Origin of the sequence: Nonomuraea sp. NPDC047529 (genome assembly GCF_040642995.1) — a bacterium.
GTDB lineage: Bacteria > Actinomycetota > Actinomycetes > Streptosporangiales > Streptosporangiaceae > Nonomuraea.
In genome coordinates, this window is record NZ_JBEYTJ010000073.1 from 1 (window position 1) to 22,428 (window position 22,428).

23 protein-coding genes are annotated in these 22,428 nt (G+C 73.8%); 10 read left to right on the plus strand and 13 right to left on the minus strand.

Annotated elements, in window-relative coordinates:
• Nucleotides 1-926, plus strand: a 926-nt coding sequence (locus ABZ815_RS51295) for a CU044_5270 family protein (RefSeq protein WP_357710453.1), incomplete at its 5' end; no start/stop codon positions are given.
• A gap of 41 nt (nt 927-967) precedes the next feature.
• Here ABZ815_RS51295 and ABZ815_RS51300 read toward each other — a convergent pair.
• The 3 genes from ABZ815_RS51300 to ABZ815_RS51310 form a co-directional block, all read right to left on the minus strand.
• Nucleotides 968-2,056, minus strand: a complete 1,089-nt coding sequence (locus ABZ815_RS51300; RefSeq protein WP_357710456.1) for a serine hydrolase domain-containing protein — start codon at nt 2,054-2,056, stop codon at nt 968-970.
• Between the two features lie 123 nt (nt 2,057-2,179).
• On the minus strand, nt 2,180-2,911 hold the full coding sequence (locus ABZ815_RS51305; RefSeq protein ID WP_357710459.1) for a 3-keto-5-aminohexanoate cleavage protein: 732 nt from the start codon (nt 2,909-2,911) through the stop codon (nt 2,180-2,182).
• Between the two features lie 101 nt (nt 2,912-3,012).
• Complete coding sequence (locus ABZ815_RS51310) at nt 3,013-3,999, minus strand: aldo/keto reductase (protein ID WP_357710461.1); 987 nt, start codon at nt 3,997-3,999, stop codon at nt 3,013-3,015.
• Nucleotides 4,000-4,136: 137 nt separating this feature from the next.
• Between ABZ815_RS51310 and ABZ815_RS51315 the strand changes: the two genes are divergently transcribed.
• The 6 genes from ABZ815_RS51315 to ABZ815_RS51340 all read left to right on the plus strand — a co-directional run bounded on the left by ABZ815_RS51315 (nt 4,137) and on the right by ABZ815_RS51340 (nt 8,596).
• Nucleotides 4,137-4,502 (plus strand): hypothetical protein, encoded by a 366-nt coding sequence (locus ABZ815_RS51315; RefSeq protein WP_357710463.1) that lies wholly within the window; start codon nt 4,137-4,139, stop codon nt 4,500-4,502.
• Nucleotides 4,499-5,077, plus strand: coding sequence for a TetR/AcrR family transcriptional regulator (locus ABZ815_RS51320; protein WP_357710467.1), 579 nt, complete (start codon nt 4,499-4,501; stop codon nt 5,075-5,077). The genes ABZ815_RS51315 and ABZ815_RS51320 overlap by 4 nt, the downstream gene beginning before the upstream one ends.
• Before the next feature lie 194 nt (nt 5,078-5,271).
• Complete coding sequence (locus ABZ815_RS51325; protein ID WP_357710469.1) at nt 5,272-5,880, plus strand: CrcB family protein; 609 nt, start codon at nt 5,272-5,274, stop codon at nt 5,878-5,880.
• 5 nt (nt 5,881-5,885) lie between these two features.
• Nucleotides 5,886-6,242: a fluoride efflux transporter CrcB gene (gene crcB / locus ABZ815_RS51330; protein WP_357710517.1), complete on the plus strand. Its 357-nt coding sequence runs from the start codon at nt 5,886-5,888 to the stop codon at nt 6,240-6,242.
• 87 nt (nt 6,243-6,329) lie between these two features.
• Nucleotides 6,330-6,785: an ATP-binding protein gene (locus ABZ815_RS51335; RefSeq protein ID WP_357710471.1), complete on the plus strand. Its 456-nt coding sequence runs from the start codon at nt 6,330-6,332 to the stop codon at nt 6,783-6,785.
• A 62-nt stretch (nt 6,786-6,847) separates the two neighbouring features.
• Nucleotides 6,848-8,596: a SpoIIE family protein phosphatase gene (locus tag ABZ815_RS51340; protein WP_357710473.1), complete on the plus strand. Its 1,749-nt coding sequence runs from the start codon at nt 6,848-6,850 to the stop codon at nt 8,594-8,596.
• 34 nt (nt 8,597-8,630) lie between these two features.
• On the opposite strand, the gene ABZ815_RS51345 is transcribed toward ABZ815_RS51340, so the two are convergent.
• The 7 genes from ABZ815_RS51345 to ABZ815_RS51375 form a co-directional block, all read right to left on the minus strand.
• The gene (locus ABZ815_RS51345; RefSeq protein WP_357710475.1) at nt 8,631-9,479 is read right to left on the minus strand and encodes a phosphotransferase; all 849 of its coding nucleotides are present in this window, start codon (nt 9,477-9,479) and stop codon (nt 8,631-8,633) included.
• Between the two features lie 7 nt (nt 9,480-9,486).
• Entirely contained in the window at nt 9,487-11,391 is a 1,905-nt protein-coding gene (locus tag ABZ815_RS51350; protein ID WP_357710477.1) for an alpha/beta fold hydrolase, read from the minus strand.
• A 56-nt stretch (nt 11,392-11,447) separates the two neighbouring features.
• Nucleotides 11,448-12,011 carry a TetR/AcrR family transcriptional regulator gene (locus ABZ815_RS51355; RefSeq protein WP_357710480.1) on the minus strand — a complete coding sequence of 188 codons (564 nt, stop codon included), beginning with the start codon at nt 12,009-12,011 and terminating at the stop codon, nt 11,448-11,450.
• A gap of 95 nt (nt 12,012-12,106) precedes the next feature.
• Nucleotides 12,107-12,433, minus strand: coding sequence for a TraR/DksA C4-type zinc finger protein (locus tag ABZ815_RS51360; protein ID WP_357710482.1), 327 nt, complete (start codon nt 12,431-12,433; stop codon nt 12,107-12,109).
• A 32-nt stretch (nt 12,434-12,465) separates the two neighbouring features.
• The gene (locus ABZ815_RS51365; protein ID WP_357710486.1) at nt 12,466-13,272 is read right to left on the minus strand and encodes a rod shape-determining protein; all 807 of its coding nucleotides are present in this window, start codon (nt 13,270-13,272) and stop codon (nt 12,466-12,468) included.
• 226 nt (nt 13,273-13,498) lie between these two features.
• The gene (locus tag ABZ815_RS51370) at nt 13,499-13,849 is read right to left on the minus strand and encodes a hypothetical protein (protein WP_357710488.1); all 351 of its coding nucleotides are present in this window, start codon (nt 13,847-13,849) and stop codon (nt 13,499-13,501) included.
• 409 nt (nt 13,850-14,258) lie between these two features.
• Complete coding sequence (locus ABZ815_RS51375) at nt 14,259-14,690, minus strand: hypothetical protein (RefSeq protein WP_357710491.1); 432 nt, start codon at nt 14,688-14,690, stop codon at nt 14,259-14,261.
• A 360-nt stretch (nt 14,691-15,050) separates the two neighbouring features.
• Between ABZ815_RS51375 and ABZ815_RS51380 the strand changes: the two genes are divergently transcribed.
• From ABZ815_RS51380 to ABZ815_RS51390, 3 genes are all read left to right on the plus strand, one after another.
• The gene (locus ABZ815_RS51380; protein WP_357710493.1) at nt 15,051-15,581 is read left to right on the plus strand and encodes a hypothetical protein; all 531 of its coding nucleotides are present in this window, start codon (nt 15,051-15,053) and stop codon (nt 15,579-15,581) included.
• A gap of 235 nt (nt 15,582-15,816) precedes the next feature.
• Nucleotides 15,817-16,245 carry a carboxymuconolactone decarboxylase family protein gene (locus tag ABZ815_RS51385; protein WP_357710496.1) on the plus strand — a complete coding sequence of 143 codons (429 nt, stop codon included), beginning with the start codon at nt 15,817-15,819 and terminating at the stop codon, nt 16,243-16,245.
• A 58-nt stretch (nt 16,246-16,303) separates the two neighbouring features.
• A complete protein-coding gene (locus ABZ815_RS51390) occupies nt 16,304-17,992 on the plus strand; it encodes a serine/threonine-protein kinase (RefSeq protein WP_357710498.1) in 1,689 nt (562 codons plus the stop codon).
• A 28-nt stretch (nt 17,993-18,020) separates the two neighbouring features.
• Here the strand turns inward: ABZ815_RS51390 and ABZ815_RS51395 are convergent, their stop codons facing one another.
• From ABZ815_RS51395 to ABZ815_RS51405, 3 genes are all read right to left on the minus strand, one after another.
• Nucleotides 18,021-18,899: a hypothetical protein gene (locus ABZ815_RS51395; protein WP_357710500.1), complete on the minus strand. Its 879-nt coding sequence runs from the start codon at nt 18,897-18,899 to the stop codon at nt 18,021-18,023.
• 16 nt (nt 18,900-18,915) lie between these two features.
• Complete coding sequence (locus tag ABZ815_RS51400; protein WP_357710502.1) at nt 18,916-21,561, minus strand: hypothetical protein; 2,646 nt, start codon at nt 21,559-21,561, stop codon at nt 18,916-18,918.
• Nucleotides 21,562-21,705: 144 nt separating this feature from the next.
• Nucleotides 21,706-22,422, minus strand: a complete 717-nt coding sequence (locus tag ABZ815_RS51405) for a hypothetical protein (protein WP_357710504.1) — start codon at nt 22,420-22,422, stop codon at nt 21,706-21,708.
• Between the last annotated feature and the right edge of the window lie 6 nt (nt 22,423-22,428).

The window sequence follows — 22,428 nt, forward strand, 5'->3', positions numbered from 1 at the left end:
GGCCGCTCGTGGGGGCGAGCCTGGCCGGGGCGGCCGCCGTCACCGTGGCCGCGACCTTCCTCACCGCACCCTCGACGCCGCCGGCGCCCTCGGCGTCCGCGGCGCCCGCCCGGCTCTCGGCCGGTGAGATCCTGCTGGCCGCCGCCGACTCGGTCACCCCCGCCCCGGGCGACGGCGCGTACTGGGTGCGCGACGGCGTCGTCGGCCGGTACGAACGCGCGCCCGGCGGCCACTACACCCTCAAAACCAGCCGCTCGGTCGAGCTCTGGCTCCCCAAAGCGGCCGACCGCCCCACCTGGGTGATCCGCCAGGACCTCGGTGCCCAGCCGGCCACGCCCGAGGACGAGACGGCCTGGCGCGCCGCCGGCTCCCCCCGGACCTGGACCCTGAGCGGCGGGACGCCCGCCGTGAAGCTCCAGGTCGGCCCCGGTGAGCGCGACGCCGTACGCGACGACAGCGGCAAGACCCTCACGCTGCTGGGCACGCCCATGACGCCCGCCACCCTGAATGCCCTGCCGACCACGCCGGACGGGCTGCGCCACACCCTGGAACGCATCGTCTCCAAGGGGTACGGCAAGGAGCGGGTGGACATGAACGCCCAGCTCTTCGAGACCGGCGTGCGGCTCGTCATGAACTTCCCCACCTCGCCGGAGGTCCGGGCGGCGACGTACCGGATGCTGGCCGCGCTCCCGGGGGCGAGCGCGGAGAGCGAGGCCACCGACCCGCTCGGCCGTATGGGACAGGCGGTCAGCCGGCCGGGCGGGCCGGGTGAGCGGTACCGGTTCGTCGTGGACACCGCCACCGGCCGGCCGCTGGCGCTGGAGTCGACGATCGGCCGGGACCGCTCGTACGAGGCGATCAGAACGGCCGCCTGGACCGACGAGGAGCCCCGGCTCCCGGCGCTGCGCCGCGACATGAACCGCTGATCCCGCCTCTCACGACGGGTGCGGGTGCGGTTCCCGCCCGGTCAGCGGGTGCAGAGGGCGGTGTCGAAGGCGGCGAGCAGGAGGTCGCGGGACTTGCCGCCGTCGGCGGAGCCGGTGACGTACACGGTGACCGTGCGGCCGGCGCGGTCGCGGCCGCTGAAGGAGGACACGCCCGGGAGGTCGCCGCCGTGCCCCCACAGCTTGCCGCCGCAGCTCAGCGGGATCTCCGCGACGCCGTAGCCGTAGCGGGCGCCCTTGGGCCAGCCCGGCCGGCCGACGGCGACGTACGAACCGGACTTGACGGACTGCGCCCGCCAGAACGTGTCGAGATCGCGCGGCGTCGAGACCAGCCCGCCGCTGGCGCCGAAGTAGTAGCCGGGCAGCCGGGTGATGTCGACGATCCCGTCCTTGGGGCGCACCGGGTTCACGCCGTAGGTGTGCGCGTGCGGGCCGCGGACGCCGGTCTCGCCCTTGGCCGGCCAGTACGTGTCCTGCATGCCCAGCGGCTTCAGCACCAGGTCGCGGCTGACCAGGCGGAAGTCGCGCCCGGTCACCGCCTCGGCGACCAGGCCGAGGACCGTGTAGTTGGTGTTGGAGTAGGCGAACCGGCCGCGAGGCGTCGGTTCGAGGGTGAGCGCCAGCTTGAGCAGGTCCTGCTTGCCGACCTTCGACCAGTCGGCGGCGGGGGTGAAGTCCGCCAGGCCGCTGGTCTGCTGGAGGAGCATCTTCACGGTGATCTCCCGCCCGTCGACGCCCTTGCCGCGGATCACCCCGGGCAGGTACGTCTCGACCGGTTCGTCCAGGTTCACCTTGCCCTGGTCGGCCAGCTTCAGCACGGTGGCGGCGATGATCGACTTGCTCACGCTGGCGATCCTGAACCGGCCGTCGGCGCCGGGCATGGGCTCCTCGGCGCCACGCCGCGCGGTGCCGGAGACGACCGTCATGGTCCTGCCGTCCGGGTGGCGGACGTAGGCCACGGCGCCGGGCACGTCCGGGGAGGAGGTGAGGGCGTCCAGCCGCGACTGCAACGACGGCGCACGGTCGGCCGCGAACGCCGGAGCCACCGGCGCGAGCGCCAGCGGGACGATCACGAGCAGGGCGAGTGCGCGCCGGGAGGCGGAGGAAGGCATCGGGACTCCTTAGCGGTGGATCAATATATGTCCCGACTCTCGCGAATTGGAGGCTTTGTCACAGTCACGGCACCACCCACCCTCGTGCGGGGGCTGCCCCTACCGGCTACCGGACCGGCCGGCTCATGGAGAGGGCGCGGAGAGGGCGCGGCGGACGAGGTCGGCGTTGTCCGCCGCCGGGCCGCCGTCCGGGTCCAGCAGGGTGTCCTCCAGGCCGATCCGGGTGGCGAGGCCCAGCCGTACGGCCTCCGCCACAAGCGGCCAGGTCGCCGGCCCCTCGCCGTGCAGGAGGCGGGGGGCGGGCGACCCGCCCAGGCGGTCGAGGACGGCCGTCGCCCGGGGGACCGCCTCCTCGTACGGCGCGTCGATCACCTCGACCAGGATGCGGGTCATCCGCCCGGCCAGGCCCGACGCGGTCAGCGTGGCGGCGTCGGCCGGCGTCCACACCCCGGCCTCGACCCCGATCCCCGCCTCCAGCAGCACCCGCGCCAGCTCGCCGAACCCCGGCTCCGACAGGTTCACCGAGGTGAAGTCCGGACGGGCTCCGGCGGGCAGCGCCGCCCACGCCGTCACCGCCTCCAGGCGGACGGAGGCGTCCCCGCCCGCGATCCACAGGCCGGTGGACACGCCCACGGGCAGCCCCGGGGCCGCCGCCCGGATGGCCGTGGTCGCCGCTCCGACGTCGGCGGCGTCCAGCGACTCCCGTCCCGTCGCGTCACGCGGATGGACGTGCACCGCTCCCGCCCCCGCCAGCCGCACGGCCACGGCGTCTGCGGCCAGCTCGGCGGGCGTGAGGGGCAGCCGGGGATGCTCGCCCGCCGACCGGCTTCCGTTGAGACACGCTTTGATGAACATGCGGCCCATCCTTCCCGGGCGGTCCGAGCTCAGGCGCGGGTGTCTCGGCGCTTCTCGGCGGAGGCGTCAGCCGGGGTCCTCGGCGGGGGTGTCTCAGCGGCTCAGTGGGCGGCGTCGAGGCGGGCGCGCTGGTCGTCGGTCAGCTCCAGGTCCACGGCGGCCAGGTTCTCCTCCAACTGGGCCACCGACGACGCCCCGGCCAGCGGGATCACCGGGAACGCCGAGCCGATCTGCCAGGCCAGCACCACCTGGTTCATGCTCGCCCCGCACTCCTTCGCGACCTCGCGCAGCACGGACAGGCGGGCCGGGGTGCCGGGGTGGTCGTAGTCCGGCGGCACCTGCTTGTCCTGCCGGGTGTAGGCGCCGCCGAGCAGCGGCGAGTAGGCCACCAGGGTCAGGCCGGGCTCGGCGCGCAGGTAGCTCAGCAGTTCGGCTCCGGCGTGCCCGAGGCTGCCGTCCTCGAAGATCGACTCGGGCATGTCGAAGCGCGGGCGCAGCAGGCTGTGCTGGTACTGCAGAACCTCGTACCCGGCGACCCCCGCCGCGGCGGCCAGGGCGCGGGCCCGTTCCACCCGCCAGATCGGGTGGTTGCTCACCCCGAGCAGACCGACCGTGCCCTCGGCCACCAGCGCGCCGAAGCCCTCGACGGTCTCGGACAGCGCCACCGAACGGTCCTCGATGTGGGCGTACAGCAGGTCGATGCGGTCCACGCCGAGGCGTTCGCGGCTGCGCTCGGCCGACTCCCTGATCGTCCTGGCGGACAGTCCCTCGGCGTTGTCGACGTAGCTCGTGCCGGGGGCGAGCGGTCGCGCGCCCAGCTTGGTGGCGATCAGGATCTCGTCGCCGACGCCGTTGGCGCGCCGCCAGCGGCCGAGCAGCTCCTCGCTCTGCCCGCCCTGGCCGCCGTCCACCCAGAAGGCGTAGTTGTCGGACGTGTCGATGAACGTCCCCCCGGCCTCGGCATAGCGGTCGAGGATGGCGAACGACGTCTTCTCGTCCGTCACCGAGCCGAACAACATCGCCCCGAGGGCGAGCACGCTCACCTCACGGCGGGTGTCAGGGTTCGTGCCGATCGTCCGGTACTTCATGCTGTCTCCCCAATTCGTCACGTTGTGCGTGGAGGCCCCGGAACGGGAGTCTGGGGCCTGGAGCGAACTCCAGGTCAAGCCGGACCGGCGAGCTCGGCCTGTACGTCAAAGGCAGGGCCGAACCGGGACGCACGTCCGTGGGCACCGCCTTCTCGCCGATGCGCACGTACGCCGACACCAAGCTGTGCAACCTGCTGACCGTGCCGCTGTTCGCCGAGCGCTGGCGGGCGGCCGGGATCACCGTCGACGCCGTGCACCCAGGGGTCGTCCGCACCGGGCTCGGGGATCGCCGCGGCCCGCTCGGCCTGCTGCTCAAGGCCGCCAAGCGCACCTGGGCCGCGCCCGAGGAGGGCGCGCGGCACGTCGTCTCCCTGGCCGGGGCGCCCGGCACCGGCCGGTACTTCGACCAGGACCGTCAGGTCCCCTTGCAGGGCCCGGCGCTGGACGCCGACCTGGCCCGGCGCGTCTGGGACGAGGCCGAGGCGCTGGCCGCGGCGCGATGACCCGGCACCGGCGCAGCGAGGAGACCGTGCGCAGGCTCCTGGACACCGCCCTGGAGGTCTACCCCACCGACTTCACCCTCCGGGCCGTGATCACGCGCAGCGGCGTCAGCATGGGCAGCGTCTACCATCACTTCGGCAGCCTCGAAGGGCTGGCCGCCGCGCTGTACAGCCGGTGCATGGACGAGCTGCTCGGCACGCTGGTCGCCGCCACCGAGGCGGCCGCCGACGCCCGTGACGGCGTGCGCCGCGTGGTGCGGGCCTACCTGGGGTTCACCGCGCGGCATCCGGACCGGGCCCGCTTCATCCACGCGGCGCCGTACGCGCTGGACCTCGGCCCGTACGCCGAGCGCATCGCCGAGGCCAAGGCGTCCCGGCTGGCCAGGCTGAACGCCTGGATCGGCGCGCGCATGGAGGAGGGGGCGGTCGCGCGGCTGCCGGCGGCGCAGGTGGAGATGTTGCTGATCGGGCCGGTGGCCGAGGTGAGCCGGCGGTGGCTGGCGGGCGCGCCGGACATCGACCTGGACGAGGCGGCCCGCGTCCTGCCCGACCGCGTCTGGCTGTCGCTCGGCGGCTGACGGGCGGACGCCCCTCACCGGATGGTGGGCCGCTCCAGGGAGGGGGCGTCGGTATGATGGGCACGGCTTCCCACGCCGGGAGCCGCGGCGGTGGGGCCCGCCGCCTCCCGCCCGTACGGGGGTAACCGCGGTGTCGGCCGCCAACGGTCCCTGCCAGAGATGCGCCACGCTCATGTGCTGGTAGGAGATGCCTCATGACCCAAGCCCGTCCCCCCAGGCCCGGCCCGGGCGGCGCGCACGCCGCCGAGGGCGCGGAGGCCGGCGACGCGTCCGCCGTCGAGGGCATGCGGATCGATCCGCGAGCCGCGGTCGATCCCGACGTCGATCTGCATGTGCCCGCCCAGCGCGGCGAGCTCGCCCGCGCCCCCATCGCCACGCTGGCCGTCATCGCGGCCGGCGGCGTGCTCGGCGCGCTCGCCCGGTACGCCGTCCTGACCGCCTTCCCGGTGCCGCCCGGCGGCTTCGCCTGGCCGACGCTGGCCGTCAACGTCTCCGGGTGCCTGCTGATCGGGCTGCTGATGGTGGCCATCACCGAGATCTGGCAGGTCCATCCGCTGACCCGGCCGTTCCTGGGGGTGGGGGTGCTGGGCGGTTTCACCACGTTCTCCACCTCCATCGCCGACGCCCAAGGGGCCCTGGCCGCGGGCGCGCCGCGCACGGCGCTCGCCTACCTGGCGGTCACGCTCGTCACGGCGCTGGTCGCGGTCTTCCTGGGACAGACCCTCGGCCGCGGCCTGTTCGGCCGCTTCGCCACCCCCGGCGACGAGGGCACGCGCGCTCCGCACGACGGGAGGCGTCAGTGACCACGATGTTGCTGGTGGTGCTGGGCGCCGCCGTGGGCGCGCCCGCCCGCTACCTGATCGACCGCGCGGTCCAGGCCCGGCACGACAGCCTGTTCCCGTGGGGCACCTTCGCCGTGAACGTGGCCGGGTCGGCGCTGCTCGGCTTCCTGCTGGCGCTGCCCGCCGACGGCGGCGCGCAGGCTCTCCTGGGCACGGGCCTGTGCGGGGCGCTGACCACGTACTCCACCTTCGGTTACGAGACGCTGCGGCTGCTGCAGACCGGCGCCCGCACCTACGCCGCGCTCAACGCCGTGGCGAGCATCGCCGCCGGCCTCGGAGCGGCCTGGTGCGGCATCGCCCTCGCCCAGGCCGTCATCCTGTGAGCGGCCGGCACGTTTGACGATCGATCGACGGGAAAGCTGAACGGAAGCCGGCGTATCCCTTCCCGACGTCCGACAGACGAGACGATCATGTGTGTGGAGTTCGAGCTGCGCTGTCCCATCGGCGCCGATCTGGCGTACATCCGCGACCTGGTGCGCCTTCACGGCCACCACAGCGGGTTGTCCGGCGAGCGGCTGGAGGACCTGGTGCTCGCGGTGAACGAGGCCGTCACCAACGTCCTCGACCATGGCGGCTCGGCCGGCCTGGTCACCGCCGTCCGTGACCCGATCGGGGTCTGCGTGGAGATCCTGGACACCGCGGGCCGCCTGACCCCCGACCACCTCGACGCCGCCGGCGTCGACCCGACCGCGTCCCATGGCTTCGGGCTGTGGGTGATCCGGCAGTTGTGCGACTCGGTCGCGCTGGAGCGGACCGGCCTCGGCTCGCGGCTGCGGCTGCGCGTGCTGGTGCCTCCGGAAACCCCGCGTGCTGCCGACCGCCGCCTCAGCGACGCCATGGCCGGCGGCGCCTTGCCCTGGTCCTGAGCCCGGCGCGGTCCCGGGTACGCGAAGTCGGCATGTCAGTAATCATCCGATAACGTAGTGTGATGATGGCTGATCGGGGTGACGTCGGGCACCGGCCGGAAGGCTCCGGTTCCGGCGCGCAGCCGGAGGAGTGGCTGCTGCGCGCGGCGTTCGACGGCACGGGCATGGGCATCTACCTCACCGACATCGACGGCCGCATCACCTGGGTCAACCCCGCGACGGTGGCCCTGCTGGGTTTCCCCGCCGACGAGCTGCGCGGCGCCGACGCGCACCAGAAGCTGCACCGCCGCCTCGACGGCGGCCTCCCGCCCCGCTCCGGCTGCGAGCTGGTGACGGTGTGCCGGCACGACCGGTCCGTACGCAGCGAGTTCGCCACCTTCGCCACCGCCGGCGGCCGGCTGCTTCCGGTGGCCTGGGTGGCCTCGCCGCTCCACCGCGACGGCGAGCCCGCCGGGGCCGTCGTGGTCTTCATCGACGTCGTCGAACGCCTCGACGCGGCCGGCCGGCAGGCCGAAGAGCTCGTCCGCGCCCAGAAGCTGACCGAGCAGTTCCGACTGCTGACCGAGATCAGCACCGTCCTCACCCAGACGCTGGACGTGCGCGAGGCGATGACCCGGCTCGGCCGGCTGCTGGTGCCGCGCCTGGCCGACTGGGCGGCGGTGGACCTGTTCCTCGGGCCGCGCGAGCTGCGCCGCCTGGCCATGGCCTCCGCCGGGGCGGCGCCGGTCGACCCCTCCTGGTTCGCCGAGCTGCCGTACCTGCCGAAGGGCCCGTCACGGTCGGCGCTGGTCCGGGTGCTGCGCGGGGAGCAGGCCCTGCTGCTCGGCCCCGAGCAGATCGCCGCCCCGCCGGACGGGCCGCTGGCCGCCGCGCACGACGCCCTGTTCAACGTGCTGGGCGGCTCGTCGGCGATCGTGGCGCCGCTGCGTACGCCGCGCCGCGTGCTGGGGGCCCTGACGGTGGCGCGGACGGACCCGGCGCGGCCGTACACGGAGTCAGACGTGGAGCTGGTGGCCGACATCGCCCGCACCGCGGCCCTGGCGGCCGACAACGCCTGCCTGTTCGGCCAGCAGCGCGACATCGTCGACACCATGCAGCGCCACCTGCTGACCGCGCTGCCGCAGGTCGATCACCTGCAGCTCGCCGCCCGCTACCTGGCGGCCCCGGCCGGCTCCCAGGTGGGCGGCGACTGGTACGACGCCTTCGTGCTCCCCGACGGCGTCACCGCGATCGCCATCGGCGACGTCGCCGGCCACGACCTGGAGGCCGCCGGGCAGATGGCCCAGCTGCGCAACATGCTGCGCGCCCTGGCCTGCGACCACAAGGAGTCGCCCAGCCTCATCCTCGACCGGCTCAACAAGGTCATGGCCGTGGCCAGCGACGCCCCCACGGCCTCGGCGATCCTGGCCCGGATCGAGCCTCCGCAGCCGGAGGGCGAGCCGGGCGCGCGGATGTTGCGCTGGACCAGCGCCGGCCACCTGCCGCCGCTGCTGGTCACCGCGCACGGGCAGGCCCGCTATTTGGAGGAGGGCCAGTCGTTGTTGCTGGGCGTGCACCTCGACGACGTGACCCGCCACGACGCCCTGGTGCCGCTGCCGCCGGGCAGCACGCTGCTGCTCTACACCGACGGGCTGGTCGAGGTGCCCGGCGTCAACCTGGACACCAGCCTGGCCCGGCTGCGCCGCCACGCCGCGACGCTGGCCGGACGACCGCTCCAGGACTTCTGCGAGGAGGTGCTCGCGCTCGCGCCGTCGCCGCGCACCGACGACATCGCGCTGCTCGCCCTGCGCCTGCCGCCTCCGGGGCAGTAGCGCGGCCGCCCTCAGGGGAGGGCCGGCACGCCGGTCAGGGCGCGGTCAGCGCGGCCTCGATCGCCGCGCCGTGCAGCTCCAGCCACGCCTCACGCCGCTTGATCAGGTCGCCGACGCCCTCCTCCCACATCCGGGCCCAGCCGCCGCCCTGCTCCTCGGCGATCTGCCGCATCGAGAACCACGACCGCCGGGTACGCATCACGGCCACCTCGACCAGGCGCGAACGGTCCACGCCGGACATCCCGTACGCGTCGGCGAGCAGACGGCAGCGGCGCGGCACGTCCAGGTCGCGCAGGGGCGGGTCGGCGTCGGCCGGGTCGCCCAGCGGCGCCCAGTACATCATCGCGCTCATCAGCTCCTCCACCCGGGTGGCCGGCCTGGCGATGTCGAAGTCGATCAGCCCGGCCGCGACGCCGTCGCGGAACACGATGTTGTCCGGCGTGTAGTCCAGATGCCCGACCAGCTCCGGCGGGTACGGCGGCGCGGGCGGCATGCCCGGCGGCTCGGTGAACCCGAAGTCGGCCCGTACGCCTTCGGGCGGCACGAACCCCACCACCGCCTCGTGGTAGGCGCGGATCAGCCGGCCCACGGAGGCCAGCCGTTCCTCGTCGGCCAGCCATTCGGGCCTCGGGCGTCCGGCGACCTCTCCGGGCACGAAGGCCAGCACCTCGCGCCCGGCGGCGTCGACGCCGAGGAAGCGCGGGGCGCCCGCGAACTTCGCCTCCTCCAGGTGTTCCAGCAGCGCGTGGACCAGCGGGGCGTTGGGGCCGACCGGGCGGCGTACGGTGTCGCCGACGCGTACGACGCCTTCGGTGACGTCGCCGCCGACGAGCGGGATCTCGGGCTGGGCGTCGTCGGGCTCGACGTAGGTGACGGGGCTCATGGCTTCCTCAAGGGCTGGGGAGTGGGCCGGTCATGATCTCATGGCCGAGGAGGACCCGCCGGACGATCTCCGCGACGGCGGCCGGGTGGGTGAGGTGCGGGTGGTGCCCGGCCCCCGCGACGACGGTGACGGGAACGGGGCCGGGGTCGCCGGTCAGCGGGTCCAGCTCGCCGACCACGAGGTGCACGGGGACGGGGCCGCCGAGCAGCGTACGGAGGGCGGCGCGTTCGGCGGGGGAGTGCGCGGCCCGCAGCGCGCTGGCGGTGCGCCGGGCCGCCCCGGGACGGCGGAGCCCGGCCGCGGCGCCCGCGACCGCCCGCCGCGCGCTCTCCGGCGGCGGCGCAGCGCCCAGGAGGGTGGCCGCGAGCCGGTCGGCGCCCGCCCTCCCGAGCAGGGGGCCTGCGAGGAGCCGGGTGAGCGCGGACGGCCGGCGCTGGAGGAAGAAGGGGGACACCAGGACCAGGGCCGCGACCCGGTCCGGCTGGGCGGCGGCGTACCGGAGCGCCGGCGCGGCGGCGGCCGAGTGCGCGACGATCACGGGACGGGTGCGCACCGGCCCCAGCAACTCGGCCAGCCATTCCGGCGACGTGGCCGCCGCGGGAGACGAACGCCCCAAACCGGGCAGATCGGCTACGAGCGCCCCGAAGCGCCGTGAGGCGGGGGTGCCGTCCGGTTCGTCGAGCACGTCGTGCCGGGGGTCGCCGTCCGGTTCGTCGAGCACGCGGTGCCGGGAGTCGGCGTCCAGTTCGTCGAGCAGGTTGTGCCAGGAGTCGCCGTCCAGGGGCAGTCCGTGCAGCAGGACCAGGCGCGGTGACGTGCGGTCGCCCGCGAGGTAGGTGCGCGACCCGGCGACGTCGTGGAAGCCGCCGGGACGCACGGCCGGGGCGGCGCCGAACCGGTCCGCGACCAGCCGGTCGGCCCAGCGGCGCAGCGCGTCCGCCACCGGAGGCCGCCGCAGCCCCGCGGACGCGGCGACCCGGTCGGCCGAGCCCGTGTCGTACCGGTCCTCGGTCAGGAAGCCCAGCGTCTCCGGGTCGGCGCCGGTCAGCGCGGACGGCAGGCGGCGGATCAGGGCCACCGGCACGCGCACCCGCGGCGCGCGGACGCCGAGATGGTCCGCGAGCAACCGGATCAGGTCGGGCAGTTCGGGCGTTGCGGGATCGAGCACCCAGTGCAGTCCGCCGGGTTCGGGGTCGTGCTCGGGCACGGCGGCCATGAACCGGGCGAACTCGTCCACCGTCACCACGGGCACGAACGTCCGGGCGCCGCCGGGCAGCGCGGGCAGCCGGCCCGTCCACAGGTCGCGGACGAGCCCCGCCAGGCCGAGGTACTGGCCGGCCTCGCCGGTGAGCGAATGGCCGATGACGCTGCTCGGGTTCACCACGGTCAGCGGCACGCCCAGCCGGGCAGCGGCGACCCGCACGGCGGCGTCCCCCTCGGCCTTGGACCCCTCGTACGCCCCCTTGTCCTGGTACAGGGCCGCCAGTTCGGCCTCCGGGAGCGGATGGCGCGGACGCGGGTCCAGCCCGACGCGGTACCCCGACACGTGCACCAACCGGCGCAGCCCGGGGCGGGTGGCGGCCCAGCGCAGCACGTTGAGGGCGCCTTCGACGTTGACCGCCCTGGCCTCCTCGCGTTCCATGCCGAAGCGGTAGACGCCGGCGGTGTTGAACACGTCCCGCACACCCGCCGGGCCTTCGACGGCCGCGTCCAGTCCCAGGCCGGGGGCCGTGAGGTCGCCCTCGACGACCGTGAGCCGGGTGGCGGGCACTTCGTGCTCGCCCAGCCACGCGCGCAGCCCGCCGTCCGAGCGGCGGACGACGGCCGTCACCGTACGGCCCTGTTCCAGCAGGTGCAGGACCGTCCATCTGCCGATGAAACCGGTCGCGCCGAACACCACGGCGTCTTCCATGGTACTTCCCTCTCTAGACCGATCTGCATATTCTGTGGGCACGGAAAACCGCCCGCTCACGCCAGCAGCCTGACGACCTGGCGGCGGGCGCGTTCGACGGGCAGGCGGGAGCGGCCCGCGCGGGCCAGCACCAGCGAGCCCTCGATCACCGCGAGCACGGTCGCCGCCAGGTCGTCGGCCGACTCGTGCCCCTCGGCGCGCAGGGCGTCGGCCAGTCTGCGCTGCCAGCCCTCGTAGACGCCGGCGCAGATCCGCCGCAGGTGCTCGTTCGACGAGGCGACCTCCAGGGCCACCGTCGCCACCGGGCAGCCCTTGGCGTACCCGCCCGCCACCATCCTGTCGGCCAGCGCGTCGAGGAGGGCCGGTACGAGGTCGCGGGCGCGCGGGAGCGTGCCGGCCAGCTCGTCGATCATGGTGTCGACCTCGTGTCCGGCGGCGGTGAGCGCCTCGCCCACCAGTTGGTCCTTGCCGCCGGGGAAGTGGTGGTAGAGCGAGCCGCGAGGGGCGCCGGCCATCGCGAGCACCTCGTTGAGCCCGGTGCCGTGGCAGCCCTGGGCCTCCACCAGCGTGCGGGCCGCCGCGATGATGCGCGCCCGCGTCTCGTCTCCTTTGACCGCCATGCGGCACACACTAGACCGGTCTGCATATTCCTGTCCACGCGGGCCGCTCGCGGTGGACCGGCCGCCCCATGCCGCAGGGGCGGCCGGTCCAGAGGTCAGGCGGCTTCGTTCCGGCGCTGGCAGTTGATGCAGAACCGGGCCAGCGGGCGGATCTTGAGGCGCTCGAACGGGATGCCCGACTCACAGTGCGAGCATCGGCCGTACGAGCCGGCGGTCAGCCGGTCGAGGGCCTGGGTGAGCTCGGCGATGGCCCGGTCGGCGGTGGCGAGGGAGGCCAGCAGCTCCTGCCAGGTGCCGTCCGCGCCGCTGCCGTCCTGGGCCTCGGCCTGCAGGCCGAGCAGGTGGCGGCTGCGTCGTTCCAGCTGCTCGTCGAGGTCCTGGCGCAGGGACTGGAGCTGCACGGTGCTGAGGTGGTCGGTCATTGTGGTTTCCTTTCCGCGCGGATGCGGGGGTTTCAGAGGGCGGTCACGGGCGCCGCGGGGCGCAGGCACAGGCGCAGCAGGCCGCGGACGGTCGCGTGCTGCGGCTCGGGCGCGGCGTTGATCCGGATGCGAAGGGCGGTGTGCAGGCGGTCCAGCAACCGCGTCTGCAGCGCGCCCCCGCCGGTGACGGTCAGGCCGTTCTCGCGGACGGCCGGCCGCAGGTGGGCGGGCTGGCGGCGCAGCAGGCCGGCGGTCATCTCCACGACGCCGTCCAGCGCGTCCGGCAGCAGGCCCTTGCTGGTCGTGGCGCTGAGCTGGAGCGCCGCCGCGTCGCTGACCGCGCCGCCGACGACGACGACGGCCTCGACGATGCCCGCCCCCACGTCCAGCAGCAGGTACGGTGCCGGCCCGGCGACGTCCAGACCGGCGCCGGCGGCGGCCGCCAGCGGCGCCTCGACCAGCGTCACCTGGCAGCCGGCCGCCTCGGCGACGGCCGCGCGCACCGCCTGGCGGTCGCTGCCCGTCGCGGCCCTGGGCACCGCGGTCATCACGTGCTCCAGCGGCCGGCCGCCGGAGAGCCAGGCGTCCTGCAGCACGAGGTGCACGAGCCGCAGGCAGGCCCCCGGGTCGACCACCATGCCCCGGCGCACCGGACGGACCGGTACCCCGGCCGCGCTCTCCGGCGACGGGACGACCACCGCCGTGGGACGGTCGGCGATGGCGAACCCGTCCAGGGACAGCGAACGGGTGCGCGAGGTGCCCAGGTCGAGCACCACGTGGGCGCGGTGGACCGCGGAGGTTCGCGGTGAGTGTTCGTGGACTGATCCGGCGTCGGACATGACGATGATCGGCTCCTTGCTCTGTCGCGGAGAACTCGTACGCGAAAGACGAGAGAAAAGGCGCATCCCGCAGGCGGGGACGCCACGACGGCGCTCTCCGGCCGCGCGGGAACCCGCGGACGGCCGGACGACGCGCGGACCCGGCCGTGCGACGGCCGGGCGCGACGACCGGCCCCGCGGCGCGCTGGGCGGGCCGGGAGGCGGCGACTCGTGAAGAGGGAGGGAGCTAGATCAACGGCGGGCTGCGCGAGCCCGCCGTGCGGTGACCGACCTGCTGCGGGTCGCGGATCGCGGCCGCGTCGGGGCCGGGCGCCGGGAGCAGCGCGAGATGGGCCGCCTGGAGGTGCCGCCCGCCGCGCGGCGGCGGCCAGAGCGTCAGCGTGAGGTGCTCACGGCCGCTGGACACCTGCGGTGGCAGGCTCGGCATCCGGTCGCCGCCCTTGTCCGGGGTCCACTCGTGACCGGCGGACAGGGGGTGCGCGGTTGCCTGGCCGTCGGCGTAGGAGGGGCCGGCGACCAGCAGGGACAGCAGGACCAGGCCCACCACGCAGCACAGCGCGATGGGGCCTCGTGGCACTCTGCACGGTCCCTTCATAAGGCCGACCATAGCCCAGGCGATGGGAAAAGGCATTACCGTCCGATTTCCTGTTCGGCGGTACGGCGTGGCCTGCCGGGGGCGAGGCGGTGCGGGGGTGGCGGGAGCGTCTGGAGGGGCTCGCGGGGCTGGTGCGAAGGGCGCCGGGGAGGACTCGCGAAGGATGGATGGCGGGGCCGAGGGATGGCGGGGCCGAGGGAAGGCGGGGGCCGTGGGAAGGCGGGGAGGGGTGGCGCGCTGGAGGGCGGGGTTCGCCGGGACATGGCGGGCGTGGCCGGTCGCCGGACCGGGAGCCGGTCTTGGTCCGGATGGTCGGCACGCGCCACGTCGCCGGGAACCCCGCCGTTCAGCGTGCTGCTGTCTCAGCGGGAACCTCGCCGAGGGCTGCTATTTAGAAGCCGTCGAAGTTCTCGCCCCACTCGCCCCAGTCGTCGTCTTCCTGGTGGGTGTCGGGGCCACGGTCGTCGGTGTCGGTGTCGTGGTCGTGGCGGTCCGGCTTGTGGATGGCCGGGCGGCCGGGACGGCCCTCCGGGCCGCGGGGGCCCTGAGGACCACGGGGGCCCACGCGGTGGTGGCGGCCGTGGTCGTCGTCGTGGTCGTGGTCATGGCCGCCGCCCCACCAGCCGCCCCAGCGCGGACCCCACCAGCGGGGACCGCAGTGGCGCCAGCCGCAGCCGCCCCTCAGGACCGGCTTCTCATCGGATGGGCTCTGATACGACGCCGTGCCGGCCGTGCTGGCCTGTGCCGGCACCTGGCCGCCACCCAGCAGCAGCAACGCGCTCGTGGCGAGCACGGCCGCCGGCTTGTTCATCATTGATTTCATCGCGCTTTCCGTTCAGAAGTTTCCAGAACCGCCGCGGGACTTCTCGACTGCCGTCGGTCTCCGGCATGAGCAGTCTTACCCGCGCATTGAGTTCGGAGTTCTGACAAGACAGGCATGAGCTCCTAAAGCTTGACCAGATTTACCAGGCCCTTACAGCCGACTTGTCCGGGTTTATTGCGACAACCAGCGGTGGTGTCGCTTTACTGAGACTGGATCAATTCCTAGCGCTGTCATCCCGAAAATGCGGCGCTGCCGGGAACATGCGCTCCGGGTCGCCGGTGCGGTGGGCGCGGGGGTGCCGGTTTCGTTCGAGATCCGCTATCGTCACTGTCGTACTGTAGGTAGACAGTGAGGTGGAGTGTGGCGAATCGTACGGACGTGCGGCTGGAACTGCTGACCGGCGACCAGGCGCTCGCGCGCCGGGCGGAGCTGATCGACCTCTACCGGGAGGTGTTCACCGGGCCGCCGTGGAACGAGGGGGAGGCCGAGGTCGCCGACTTCGGCGTGCGGTTCGCCGCCGACGCGGCGCTGCCCGGTTTCCGCGCCGTCCTGGCCGTCGGGGACGAGGGGCCGTGCGGGTTCGGCACGGCCTGGCCGACGGCGTCCCCGCTGCCGGAGACCCGTAGCTACGGCAAGGTGCTCGCGGCGCTCGGGCCGGACGGGGTGTCCCGGCTCCTGGCCGGCGCGCTGCAGGTGGACGAGCTGGCGGTCGCTCCGCGCGCCCGTGGCCGGGGCCTGGCGGGCCGCATTCTGGACCTTCTGTGCGGCGGGCGCCGAAGCTGGTTGTTGACCTCCGTGCACGCGCCGGACGCCATTCGTCTGTTTGAGCGCCTGGAGTGGCGGCGGGTCGGCGAGAACGGGGAAATTGTGGTGTTCGTCAAGCCCGAGTAAGCACGATGTTTCGCCGAATCTCTGTACTAGTGCTGATATCTGGAGCAAAACTGCGCGAGTACTGAATAAGTCGGACATTGCTGCGTCGAGGGGGCGGGAGAATCGCCAACAAATGGCGAGGCAATCCGGCTGGACGCCCTCCGGATGCCTCCCGGACGCCCCGGGATGCCTTCGCCGCCCTCGCTGGAGGTCCGGTTTGCGTTTGAGCGCGCTCTAACGCCTAGCGTTCCGTCACATGACGAACTTTGAAGAAGGACCCCAGCGGGAGCAGCGGTACGAGCACGGCCTGAAGGTGTTGCGGGAGATCGACGGCGAGGCCGGGCAGCGGGTCGTCGACGCCCTTGCCGACGTCTCGCCCGAAATGGCCCACCAGGTGGTCGCCTGGGCCTTCGGCGAGATCTACGACCGTCCCGGCCTGGCCCCCCGCGACCGTCAGCTGGTGACCCTGGGCGTGCTCACCGCGCTCGGTGGCTGCGAACCCCAGCTCGACGTGCACGTCAACGCCGCGCTGAACGTCGGGTTGACCCCTGCCGAGATCACCGAGTCCCTGTTGCACGCGGCCGTCTACTGCGGCATGCCTCGGGCGTTGAACGCCACGTTCGCGGCCAAGAAGGTCTTCGCCGAACGCGGCCTGCTCCCCGTGGGCGACGCCGGCCCGGCCTGACCGCCCGCCCCTGCTGGGGGCTGCCTCCCGCGCGCCCGGTCTGTCATGATCGGCTGGGATGAGCGTGCAGGCGTTACAGGCGACGGACCCACCCGAGATCGGCGGCCACCGGCTGCTCGGGCGCCTCGGCGCGGGCGGCATGGGCGTCGTGTACCTGGCCAGGAGCCGCCGCCGGGGCCTGATGGCCATCAAGGTCATCCGGCACGACCCCGCCGACGCCGAGGCCATGGAACGGTTCCGCCGTGAGGCGGCGACCCTGCGGGGCCTGCGCAGCTCGTACGTGGCGCCGCTGGTGGACGCCCGGGTGACGGCCCCGCCGTACTGGCTGGCGACGGAGTACGTGCGGGGGCCGACGTTGTTGCGGGCGGTGTCGGAGCGGGGGCCGCTGTCGGCGGGGCTGTGCCGGCGGCTGCTCGCCGGGCTGGCCGCCGCCCTGGCCGACGTGCACGGGCACGGCGTCCAGCATCGCGACCTCAAGCCGCACAACGTCGTCCTGTCGCCCGAGGGGCCGAAGCTGATCGACTTCGGCATCGCGCGGGCCCCCGGCCAGAGCACGATCACGACGTCGGGGGAGATCGTCGGCACGCCCGGCTATATCGCTCCCGAGGCCGTGCGGCAGGAGCCGGTCACGGCGGCGGCGGACGTCTTCGCGCTGGCCGGCACGGTCGCCTACGCCGCCACCGGCCGTCCGCCGTTCGGCCGCGGCGAGCCGATGGCGGTGCTGTACAGCAGCCTGAACACCGACATCGACGTGGACGGCGTCGAGCCCGCGCTCGCCGAGCTGATCCGCTCGTGCGCGGCGCGGGACCCGGCGGAGCGGTTCACGTCCGAGCGCGTGGCGGCGCTGGCCGGCAACGCCGTGGACCCGCTGTCGTGGGGCTCGGACGAGGAGTACCAGGCACTCGTCGGCGAGACCGGCCCCGCCGAGGGCGAACCCACCGGGTCGACGGCCCGGCCGGGCAGGGCGTCCTGGCCGGGGCGGGCACTGGCGGCGGGAGCGGCCCTGGTGGCCCTCGGCGCGACGGCCGCCGTCCTGTTCCCCCACCTCGCCACCCCCACGCCCGCCCCGACCCCGACCCTCTCCACGCCCGGCCCGAACCCGGCCTCCCCGACGGTCCCCACGACCGCGCCCGCGTCCACGACGGGCCGGACGCCCGCCTCCGCGACGAGCCCCGCGCCCGCGTCCACGACGGGCGGTTCGGTGGAGGTCGGGGCCACGGTGGCCGGTGATCCCGGGACCGTCGTGGTCACCCAGCCGCCGCCCGGCCCCACCCCTTCCGGTCCCGTCCGATGGCGGGCCGTGCACGGCCCCCGGTGCGTGGCGGAATGGTTCTACGCCGACCCAGGCTGGCGTCCCGTCACCGGCGGCTGGAAGCGCGACGGCTGCGCGGGCGCGGCGCTGGCGCTGCGCGTCGGGAGCGAGCCGGCCCACTTCAACCAGGGCGTCAACTGGTACTTCGACACCCGCGGCGGCGCGCGCTGCACCATCGACGTGCACATCCCCGACGACCCCCGCTCGACCGGCCTCGCCTTCTACTACCTGGACGGTGACGAGACCGACCCACCGCACCTCGGCCCGCCGGTGACCGTGGACCAGCGTGCCCACCGCGGCCGCTGGGCCCCGCTCGGCACCTGGAAGGTCCCCGCGCCGGGCCGGCTCACCGTCCTGGTCGGCAACCAGCCCGTCAAGGCCGGCGACACCCACGAGGTGACGGTCTCCGCCGCCCGCGCCCGCTGCTACTGGTGACGGTGAGCCCAGGAACCCCCCGGGCGCGTCAGCGGAGGGTTCTGCCCAGGGTGCCCTGCTCGGGATAGGAGTACTTGACGCGCAGCACCAGCTTGGCCTTGCGCGGCTGGCTGCCGGCGTAGGCCAGCAGGCCGGAGAAGAAGTCGAGGCCGTCGGCGTTCACACCGACCTCGACGCAACCGTGGCTGTACCCCTTGTGTGAGTTGTGCAGGTAGAAGCCGCCACGCCCGTACATGTTCCCCTGGATCGGGGTGAGCCGGACGCGGAAGGTGCCCCAGTCGGGGAAGACCGGGCCGTTGCCGCCCACGGGAAGGAACTGGATGCCCTCCCCGGGATTGGAGACGGCCTTGTCGCCGCGCTGGTTCGCCGCCTCGACGGAGTTCTGGCGGGGATCGACGTGGGTGAGGAACGTGTACAGCCCCTCGGGCAGCGGGCCGTGGTCCTTGCTGTTCTGCATGCTGCCGATCTGGTGTCCCACCAGGCCCGAGGTGGCGGCGTACAGCAGGGTGCCCGAACCCCGGAGCGAGGCGGGCATGGACCTGCGCCAGTACAGGAACCTGCCGGTGTAGACGAGGTCGGCCTGGTCGTCGGCGGGGTCGCGGACGTCGAGGTCGAACTGGCCGAGCGTCCTCAGGGCGCCCGTCCGCGGCACGTCGACGGCCTCGAACCGGCCCGAGCCGGGCGTCCTGCCGGTCAGCGCGAACACCCGGTACGAGCCCTGCGGCGAGTAGGACGCCCGGGTCTCCTCCAGGAACACGAGCCCGGGATCGTGGTGGAAGAGCACGGCGTGCACGTTGTCGTCAGGTTTCTCGCCCTTCCACATCATCGGCCGGCTCTCCTCGCCGACGGTGAGGGAGATCCGGGAGACCCGGTCGTCCTGGCTCCTCTGGAAGCAGAAGTACGTCATCGGGCCGCCCGCCGCCCTACGAGATCGTCGCGAGGTTGGACGTGAGCGCGATGTCGGTGCCGGACGACGGCGTGTACTCGTGCCACTCGGCGATGAGCGCCCCCTTCTCGCCGGGTTGCAGGATCGGCACGGGGGACTGCGTGCCGCGGTGGGCGAAGCTCAGGCGTTCGACCACGATGTGCGTGGCGTCCGGGATCGCGACGACGACCTGCGCCTCCTGGATGCGGCGGTCGTCCTCCACGTCCAGCACGACGGGCAGCCCGACGACGAACGCCGAGCTGTTGCCGACCTTGATGTTCACCGGGTTCGGGCTCGGCGCGAGGTCCGAGGACGACGTGGTGAAGGCGGCGTCCTGGAGCCGGGCGGCCGCGCGTTCGGGGTTGGCGGGCGGGATGCCGGGATAGTTGCGGTCGTCGTAGGCCGCGATCTCCTGCGCGATCGTCAGGTACGGCGCCGGGACCGGCGCGCCGACCGCGCCTCCCTCGGCGAAGCGCATCCACTCCTCCTCCCAGCCCTTGCGCACGGTGAGGACGATCCGCGCGCTGCCGGCTCGCAGGAACGCCTGCCTGGTCGGGTCCGGGTGCCGCAACTGCCGGATGAACGGCCAGCTCGGCGGGACGTCCCAGAAGTAGGAGTAGAGGAACGTCACCACGTTCTCCCACTCGATCGCCTGGTTGATGAAGCGCACCAGGTCCTCGTGCCGCCGCAGCAGCGTCCACTGCTCGGGGCTGAGGCCGAGGCTCGGCCCGTCGAAGCCGATGCCGTGCTGGAGGTCCACGTGCGCGGCGAGGAAGGCGGCCAGGACGTCGGCCGGCATGAAGTCGAAGTCGCTCCCGAGGACGAACCGCAGGACGCACTTCATGATCTCGTCGCTCTCCTCGCGCCGCAGCGTCAGGGTGTCGACGTTCGCCAGGCCGTCCTCGACGGCCGCGATGCGCGCGGCGATGTCCTCCTGCTCGGCGAAGTACCTGGTCTGGGCGGCGTTGTAGAGCGTGTTCCAGACGTCGGTGCGCCACTGCTCGACGGCCTCGTCCGTCAGGTCGAGCCGCACGCCGAGCCCGACGAACACCCGCTCGGAGTGGTGGAAGAAGAAGGTGATCTTGTGACGGCCGGTGAAGCCGCGCATGTAGGGCGTGGCGCCGTCGAAGGACATGATCCGGTGGTCGCGGATGATGAGCGCGTCCGACAGGTTGCGCCACGTCGGCTCCGAACGGGCGCCGATGACGTCGAAGTTCATCTTGTCGTCGGAGTCGTCCTTGCCGACCTGGGCGTCCAGCATGATCTCCCGGATGTGCGTGCCGCCGGGCACGTCGAACTCCAGGTCCAGGAACCACCAGTTCCCGTCGGTGTTGACGTGCGAGCTGACGGTCAGCGGCGTCGGCTCCTCGGGGTGCGGCCGGACGGTGACGCCGTACCGGTCGGCCAGCCACTGGTACTTCGGGACGCCGGTCGGCGACGGATGGCCGTCCTGGTCGACCAGGTCCGTGGTGATGTCGGCGTGCCTGACCGGGAACTCGAAGGGCCCCTGCCGCGAGCGGAGCAGTTCGAGCTCCGCGTACGCCCGCCGCATCGACGCCCCCGGCTCGGGGACCGCGATGTCGTACGTCAGGCGCAGCCCGTACCGGTAGAGCCGGACCCGCCACTTGCGCATCAGGCTGAAGTAGTCGATCCGGACCGGGTCGTTGCCCGTGTTCTTCAGCATCCGGGTCGAGGTCTCCTCCGACCCCGTCACGGTGGTCGTGGAGATGGTCACCTTGTGCTCGCGGCGGGAGCGCGAGGACGCCTTCTGCGTGGTGGCGCGGGCGTGCTTGACGCTCTCGGCGGCCGAGGCCGACTCCGAGCCCTGCGCGGTGAACCCGGTGGTGCTCGAACCGGAGATGATCGGGATGCCGCCCTGGACCGTGCCGGTGATGTTGAACTGGTTGGAGTGCTGGCTCTGCGACGACGTCGACTGCGCCAGGTCGGTGTTGTCGGTCACGCCCGTCTCGCTGACCGCCTCCAGCGAGTCGGTGACGATGGTGGTGAACTCCTTCGAGGTGACCGACCACTCCTTGTGCGTGACCGCGGTCTCCTCGCCGGGCGCGAGCGGGATGGTCGAGACGAGCTCGCCGCGCTGGATGCCCACCGGGACCATCTCGATGCGTTCGAGGTTGAGCAGGCCGATGGGCGGCGCGGCGGTGTTGACCGTCAGGCCGCGCAGGGCCACCGCGGCGGTGTTGAGCGCCTGCGCGGCCCGGCCGGCGTCCCCGGCGCCCGCGCGCTCCGCCTCGCGCAGGCGTTCGGCGCGCAGCTCGACGAGCGTCCCGGCGAACAGCGCCAGTTCGGCGGCCGGCACCCGCGACAGCGCGGCGGGGTCCGGGCGCAGTGCCGCGGCGGGCTGCTCCTCGAAGCGCCTGAGCAGGTCCAGCGCCTCGCCGGACACGCCTTCGGCGGCGTGGCCGGCGCGGAGGCGGTCGCGGACCCCGTCGGTGTCGCCGGGGGCCAGCGCGAGCTGCCGGACCGCCCCGAGCTTGACGATGCCGCCGCCCGGATCGTCGTGCGCCGTGGGCACCCGCAGCGGAACGAGCGTGCCTTTCAGCACCTCCCGCGCAGAGTTGTCCAGCACCGGCGCGGACGGTGGAGCCGGTGGCCCCGCGGCCGCCGCGCTGAGGATGTCTGCCATGGTCGTCCCCCCTCGTGGATGAGCAGCTGTGCCGCCATGGTGGGGGCGCGTGCCGGTGGACGGCATGAGTAAGGGCTACTCAGAAGGGAGGCCCGCGCCTCCGCCGAGATGGCCGTGGAGGCGCGGGCCGTGCACCGGATCTTGTCAGGTGCGGCGGGTTCTCAGCAGGCGAACGGTGATCGCCGCGCCGAGCAGGACCACGGCGCCCACGGCCCAGGGCAGGGGGGTGCCCCCCGGGCCGGGGACGCCGTAGCCGCCCGCGTAGCCGTCCCTGGCATAGGTGCTGCCGGGGAGTTTGGCGGCGTAGCGCTGTTGCGCCAGCCGCCGGTAGTCGGCCACGGGGACGCCGGCCCGGCCGACCGACTGCGCCGCTTCGGCGTTGAGCGGCACGACCGTGCCGTCGCGCAGGGCGTACCAGGCGTTGAGCTGCGGCTCGCGGAACACGGTGCCGGTCTGGCCCGCGTACGTCTGCTCGTCGCCGCCGCTGGCGATGTTGCTGACCACCCACGTGCCCCGGCGGTCGCGGGTCGTCCAGACGGAGGCGGTCTGCCCGTCCGGCGCGGTCGCCCCGGTGGCGAGGAAGGCGAAGCGGGCGATCTCCGCCGACCGTCCGGCGACGAAGTCCGGATTGAGGTCGTTGACGGCGACCGTGGGACCGTCGATCCGCGCCGGCACGGGGGCGAGGCTGGTCTGCCTGCCCTGGCCGGCGAAGAAGCGGCCGACCGTGTCGCCGGCGCCCGCGGCGGCGGTCCTGGCGGCGTCGATGTCGGCCTGGGTGGGGGCGCCGGGGTCGGCCAGCGCGGGGCTCGGGACCCACAGGAACAGGGCGGTCAGGGCCGCGACCGCTGCGATGAGCTTCATGTCGAT

What these genes read in the sequence shown, in the direction of transcription:
- ABZ815_RS51300 (WP_357710456.1), bottom strand. Translation starts at nt 2,056, where the DNA reads ATGCCTTCCTCCGCCTCCCGGCGCGCACTCGCCCTGCTCGTGATCGTC.
- ABZ815_RS51305 (WP_357710459.1), bottom strand. Translation starts at nt 2,911, where the DNA reads ATGTTCATCAAAGCGTGTCTCAACGGAAGCCGGTCGGCGGGCGAGCAT.
- ABZ815_RS51310 (WP_357710461.1), bottom strand. Translation starts at nt 3,999, where the DNA reads ATGAAGTACCGGACGATCGGCACGAACCCTGACACCCGCCGTGAGGTG.
- ABZ815_RS51320 (WP_357710467.1), top strand. Translation starts at nt 4,499, where the DNA reads ATGACCCGGCACCGGCGCAGCGAGGAGACCGTGCGCAGGCTCCTGGAC.
- ABZ815_RS51325 (WP_357710469.1), top strand. Translation starts at nt 5,272, where the DNA reads ATGACCCAAGCCCGTCCCCCCAGGCCCGGCCCGGGCGGCGCGCACGCC.
- crcB (WP_357710517.1), top strand. Translation starts at nt 5,886, where the DNA reads ATGTTGCTGGTGGTGCTGGGCGCCGCCGTGGGCGCGCCCGCCCGCTAC.
- ABZ815_RS51335 (WP_357710471.1), top strand. Translation starts at nt 6,330, where the DNA reads ATGTGTGTGGAGTTCGAGCTGCGCTGTCCCATCGGCGCCGATCTGGCG.
- ABZ815_RS51340 (WP_357710473.1), top strand. Translation starts at nt 6,848, where the DNA reads ATGATGGCTGATCGGGGTGACGTCGGGCACCGGCCGGAAGGCTCCGGT.
- ABZ815_RS51345 (WP_357710475.1), bottom strand. Translation starts at nt 9,479, where the DNA reads ATGAGCCCCGTCACCTACGTCGAGCCCGACGACGCCCAGCCCGAGATC.
- ABZ815_RS51350 (WP_357710477.1), bottom strand. Translation starts at nt 11,391, where the DNA reads ATGGAAGACGCCGTGGTGTTCGGCGCGACCGGTTTCATCGGCAGATGG.
- ABZ815_RS51355 (WP_357710480.1), bottom strand. Translation starts at nt 12,011, where the DNA reads ATGGCGGTCAAAGGAGACGAGACGCGGGCGCGCATCATCGCGGCGGCC.
- ABZ815_RS51360 (WP_357710482.1), bottom strand. Translation starts at nt 12,433, where the DNA reads ATGACCGACCACCTCAGCACCGTGCAGCTCCAGTCCCTGCGCCAGGAC.
- ABZ815_RS51365 (WP_357710486.1), bottom strand. Translation starts at nt 13,272, where the DNA reads ATGTCCGACGCCGGATCAGTCCACGAACACTCACCGCGAACCTCCGCG.
- ABZ815_RS51375 (WP_357710491.1), bottom strand. Translation starts at nt 14,690, where the DNA reads ATGAAATCAATGATGAACAAGCCGGCGGCCGTGCTCGCCACGAGCGCG.
- ABZ815_RS51385 (WP_357710496.1), top strand. Translation starts at nt 15,817, where the DNA reads ATGACGAACTTTGAAGAAGGACCCCAGCGGGAGCAGCGGTACGAGCAC.
- ABZ815_RS51390 (WP_357710498.1), top strand. Translation starts at nt 16,304, where the DNA reads ATGAGCGTGCAGGCGTTACAGGCGACGGACCCACCCGAGATCGGCGGC.
- ABZ815_RS51395 (WP_357710500.1), bottom strand. Translation starts at nt 18,899, where the DNA reads ATGACGTACTTCTGCTTCCAGAGGAGCCAGGACGACCGGGTCTCCCGG.
- ABZ815_RS51400 (WP_357710502.1), bottom strand. Translation starts at nt 21,561, where the DNA reads ATGGCAGACATCCTCAGCGCGGCGGCCGCGGGGCCACCGGCTCCACCG.
- ABZ815_RS51405 (WP_357710504.1), bottom strand. Translation starts at nt 22,422, where the DNA reads ATGAAGCTCATCGCAGCGGTCGCGGCCCTGACCGCCCTGTTCCTGTGG.